At 46.0% G+C, this 5,360-nt stretch carries 3 protein-coding genes; all 3 read left to right on the top strand.

Annotated features, from left to right (window positions below):
* The first annotated feature begins 166 nt into the window (after nt 1-166).
* Nucleotides 167-1,498 (top strand): sigma-54-dependent transcriptional regulator, encoded by a 1,332-nt coding sequence (locus tag QTO00_RS15075; RefSeq protein ID WP_331425520.1) that lies wholly within the window; start codon nt 167-169, stop codon nt 1,496-1,498.
* Nucleotides 1,488-3,518, top strand: a complete 2,031-nt coding sequence (locus QTO00_RS15070) for a sensor histidine kinase (RefSeq protein WP_331425519.1) — start codon at nt 1,488-1,490, stop codon at nt 3,516-3,518. The genes QTO00_RS15075 and QTO00_RS15070 overlap by 11 nt, the downstream gene beginning before the upstream one ends.
* A 72-nt stretch (nt 3,519-3,590) precedes the next feature.
* Nucleotides 3,591-5,183 carry an ABC-F family ATPase gene (locus QTO00_RS15065; protein ID WP_331425518.1) on the top strand — a complete coding sequence of 531 codons (1,593 nt, stop codon included), beginning with the start codon at nt 3,591-3,593 and terminating at the stop codon, nt 5,181-5,183.
* Nucleotides 5,184-5,360 lie beyond the last annotated feature (177 nt).

Below are 5,360 nucleotides of genomic sequence, written 5' to 3'. Positions count from 1 at the left end.
TAATAGCAATCTTAGTGCCAAGAATATGTGACGCTTTTCAAACGAAATATCAATCACTTATATACATCTAGGTTGACGAGGGACAAAATGTCTCACATTTGTTGAGTCGTGGATAGATAAACTTGGTACACTCTGTCCCAATTGCCTCATATGGACTTTGTTTATTATGCCTTCTTCTTGCGACCCAAATAAAACTTCACAATACCAGGCGTTTTCTGTTCTTGTCGTTGATGACGAGATCGGGATGCAAACCATTTTAAATAAAGCACTTAGCAAATGGTTTACGAAAGTAGACTGTGTTGGAAGTATCGAAGAAGCGGAACAATTAAGAAGTGCCAACCATTATGACTTAATCATATTGGATATCAACTTACCGGGTCGCTCCGGCATTGAATGGGAAGAAGCGTTCGACGACCCAGATAAAAAGTGCGATGTGATCTTTATGACTGGGTATGCTGATCTTGAAACGGCGATTTCCGCGTTAAAGCTTGGCGCATCCGACTTTATTCTTAAGCCATTCAACTTAGAGCAGATGCTGCAAGCGGTCCAACGCTGTGTGGATAAACGTTTAGAGCAGCGCTCGGTTTTGGTTGAGGGCGAATCAGGAACAGGTAAAGAGCTTGTCGCGCGCGGCATTCATGAATCTAGTCAGCGTAGCGGTCCTTTTGTACCCATTAACTGTGGTGCCATTGCGCCTGAGTTGCTTGAGAGTGAGCTATTTGGTCACAATGCTGGCGCCTTTACTGGAGCGAAAAAGAGTAGAGAAGGGCTATTCCGTGTTGCTAGCGGTGGCACACTTTTTCTCGATGAGATTGGCGAGATGCCACTTGCGATGCAGTCGGCTCTATTACGCGTACTAGAACAACGCACCATTCGCCCTGTTGGCGGGGAAAAAGAGATTTCGGTTGATGTTCGCGTGGTGGCAGCGACAAACCGAAACCTGCAAGAAGAGGTTAACAAAGGCAACTTTCGCGCCGATCTTTTCTATCGTTTAAACGTGCTCAAGATAGATGTTGCGCCATTAAGAGAGCGCAAAGCTGATCTTATCGAACTTGTGCCATTTTTTACCAAGATGCTCGCTGCCGAGTTAGGAATGCCAAACCCAAATTGGGCTCATGAAGACGTACTGGCGATGAACGAATACGATTGGCCGGGCAATATTCGTGAGTTGAAGAACCTAATTGAGCGCTGCATTTTGCTCGGTAAACCACCGGCGCACTATTGGCGAGAAATACATGGTGAGACACTTAAGCCGTCGGTAACCATGACAGTATCAAGTGGCGCTGAAGTCATTGAACTCACTGGCAAAGGCAGCCAAGGCGAGGGTTACCCAAACTCTTGGTCTTTAAAAGAAGTTGAGCGCGCCCATATACAACAGTTAGTTGATTATCATGACGGTAATAAATCGGCCGCTGCTAGGGACTTGGGTGTCGCAAGAAAGACCTTAGAGCGTAAGTTCAAAGAGTGGGATAGCGAGGAGCCAAGCTATGTCGGGTAGACCTTCATTGTGGTCTAAATGGCGCTATCGCTTCAAAACTATGGTGAGGTATCGCTTGATGATCCTCACATCTGCGCCAATTGTCCTCACTTTGATCGCTCTAATCGGAATAACCATCTATTGGTCGATTCATTACACATGGCAGAGTGCACTGATTGATGTCTCTGAACGATTAGGCGTCGCTGACAATAGTATTGAGCTTATCCAGGAAAAACAGGCCAATCACGTTAAAGCTTTTGCCAATTCGTTTGAGTTTATTACTCGAGTACGTGATGAGAAGGTGAGCTCTTCATCTTTGTCCGATTGGGTTGAACTACAACGGACTGAGTACAAGCTCGACTTCCTTCACTTTCACCGAGTCTATAGCATGGAGAATAAGTTTCGCTTTATGGACCTGACGCGCCGGGAGTCTTTCTTTGATGTGTTATCGGAACAGGAACTTGCTGAGTTAGGAGAAAACCTTGTTAAGCGCGCCCAAACGCCAGTGTTAGAGAGTAATACCGTTGAGCGTCGTGGGTTAGTTAGCCGTACTGTTATTCCCATTTATAGCCAAGCCAATGACCTGATAGGATTTTTAGATGGCGGGTTGCTACTCAACAATAGTACCGTGTTGGTCGATACCATCCGAGACCTGATTTACCCATACAAACAAGACAGCTTGAGACCAGTTGGGACATTGACGCTGTTTCTAGACGATCTACGTATCAGTACTAACGTTCCTCTCGATAGCAATGACCGCTTAGGGCGAGCAATTGGCACCTTGGTCTCTGAAGAAGTTAAGCAAGCCGTATTAAAACAGGGCAATGAATGGACCAACTTGGCGTTTGTCTATGATGCTTGGTACATCACCGCCTACAAACCACTATATGACCAATACAACAACGTCATCGGCATGCTCTATACTGGATATTTGCTCTGGCCATTTGTCACTACTTATATGACCAATATCGCAGAGATATCCATTACCACGTTATTCCTTCTCTTTGTTTCGAGCTTAGCGGTTTATCGCGGCTCTCGTGATTTGTTCGTACCAGTCGAGCGCATCCACCGCGTAGTAAAAATGATCCAACTTGGTAAAGATACCCGAATTGGGCCTTTGGGCTTAGATGAAGGCCACGAACTAGCGCAGCTCGCTCGGCAGTTTGACAACATGCTCGACCAACTCAAGCAGCGCAACACAGAAATCCAACGTGCAGCAGAACAACTTGAGTGTAAGGTTCAAGACCGTACTGCAAGCTTAAAAGAGAAGACGCAAGAATTAGAGCTGCACATCCAACTGCTTAACCAGACGCGCGATAAACTGGTGGTCAGTGAAAAATTAGCAGCACTTGGCGAGTTAACGGCGGGGATTGCCCACGAGATAAATAACCCGACGGCGGTGATCCTTGGTAACGTCGAGCTGATTCAATTTGAGCTTGGCGGCGATGCCAATAAGGTTAAAGAAGAAATTGACGCGATACACGGCCAAATTGATCGCATCCGAAACATTACCCGAAGTCTACTCCAATACAGCAGACAAGGCGGTGTGCAAGATGAGATCACTTGGCAAAGGGTCAATCCAATTATTGAAGAGAGTGTGACTCTGGTAAAAACGGGGGCTAAAAAGCGCGAAGTGTTGTTTAAGACAGAGCTTAATGCGCAAGCGTCAGTTGAAGTCAATCGACATCAGTTACTTCAGATTCTGGTGAACCTACAGATGAATGGTATCCACGCAATGAAGGGCAACGGAAAGCTAACGATTTGTAGTGAGGATTGGATTGAGAATGGTAAAACTCTCGGCGCAGTTATTCATGTTCAAGATGAAGGATGCGGAATTAAACCCGAGAACCTTAAACGGATCTTCTCGCCTTTTTATACCACTAAGCGAGAAGGCACGGGGCTTGGTCTCTCAGTATCGCAAAGTATTCTCAGCCAATCGGGAGGCGAACTCAAAGTCGAGTCAGAGTGGGGAACAGGCAGTAAGTTTAGTATCTATCTGCCCGAGCGTGCCGAGCCTCAACTGAAGGTAACGAATCTATAGCAAACAAAACTTGAAGTTCGTCTCAGTACCGAGTAGTGTGGCGCGGTTTTTCACATTTTATAGGTAATGACATTGATTTCCACAAACAACATCACGCAGCAATTTGGAGCCAAGCCTCTTTTTGAAAACATCTCAGTTAAGTTTGGTGAAGGTAACCGCTACGGCCTGATTGGTGCGAACGGATGTGGTAAATCGACGTTCATGAAAATCCTAAGTGGCGAACTTGAACCAACTGGCGGTAATGTTAGTTACGATCCAAACGAACGTGTCGCTAAGCTTAATCAGGATCAGTTCGCCTATGAAGAGTTCACGGTAATCGACACCGTGATTATGGGTTATAAAGAGCTGTGGGAAGTAAAACAAGAGCGTGACCGCATCTATTCACTACCTGAGATGAGTGAGGAAGAAGGCATGCTGGTTGCTGACCTAGAAGTTCAGTTCGCCGAAATGGACGGTTACATGGCCGACGCTAAAGCGGGTGAGTTATTGCTTGCGGTTGGTATTCCAGAAGAACAGCATTACGGTTTGATGAGTGAAGTTGCTCCAGGTTGGAAGCTTCGAGTGCTTCTTGCACAGGTTCTGTTTGCTGACCCGCATATCATGCTGCTTGACGAACCAACCAACAACTTGGACATGGATACGATCCGTTGGCTAGAAGAGACGCTAAACCAACGTAACTGCACCATGATCATCATCTCGCACGACCGTCACTTCCTAAACTCTGTATGTACGCATATGGCTGATTTGGACTATGGTGAACTACGCGTTTACCACGGTAACTACGATGAGTACATGACGGCAGCGTCGCAAGCGCGCGAGCGTCTACTGTCTGACAACGCGAAGAAGAAAGCACAGATTGCTGAGCTACAAACGTTCGTTGCGCGTTTCTCGGCAAACGCATCTAAGGCAAAACAAGCGACATCTCGCGCCAAACAGATCGATAAAATTCAGCTAGATGAAGTGAAAGCATCAAGCCGTCAAAACCCATTTATCCGTTTTGAACAGTCTAAAGAGTTGTTCCGTAATGCTCTGATTGTTGAAAACCTAAGCCAAGGCTTTGAAGAAGATCTATTCAGCAACTTTGATGCTATCTTCGAAGTGGGTGAGCGTGTTGCGATTATCGGTGAGAACGGCGTAGGCAAAACGACACTACTAAACACGCTAGCAGGTGTTCTAGAGCCACGCACAGGTGAGTACAAATGGTCAGAGAACTCTAACATTGGTTACTACGCTCAAGACCATGCTCATGACTTTGAACAAGACATGAATCTTATGGACTGGATGGGCCAATGGCGTCAAGAGGGTGATGACGAACAGGTACTGCGTAGCTTCCTTGGTCGTATGCTTTTCTCGCAAGACGATATTAAGAAATCAGTAAAAGTTCTATCTGGTGGTGAGCAAGGTCGTATGCTGCTTGGCAAGATTCAAATGCACAAGCCAAATATGCTGTTGATGGATGAGCCAACCAACCACATGGATATGGAATCCATCGAGTCACTCAACAATGCGCTTGAGCAGTACAAAGGCACACTGTTCTTCGTTTCGCATGACCGCGTATTTGTAGACTCACTAGCGACACGTATTCTAGAAATTAAAGATGGCCAGATTCACGACTTCCGCGGTACGTACGCTGAGTTCCTAAAAGCTCGCGGTATTGAAGGCTAAGCGATACTGTTTGTCAGCTAAGAAAATCAAAGCCCCGCAGGAAACCTCGGGGCTTTTCTATGTTCTTGTCCACTCAAATATCAACAGTTCACAACATTACTTACTGTTTTTTGTCATCGGTACATTCAAAGTAGAAATTGCATCGGCATTGGATGCAAGATCGAAATGAACATGAAC

Origin of the sequence: Vibrio sp. M260118 (assembly GCF_036533755.1) — a bacterium.
Lineage (GTDB): Bacteria > Pseudomonadota > Gammaproteobacteria > Enterobacterales > Vibrionaceae > Vibrio.
The sequence above is the reverse complement of the archived record's forward strand: the minus strand, read 5'-3'. Positions and strand labels throughout refer to the sequence as shown.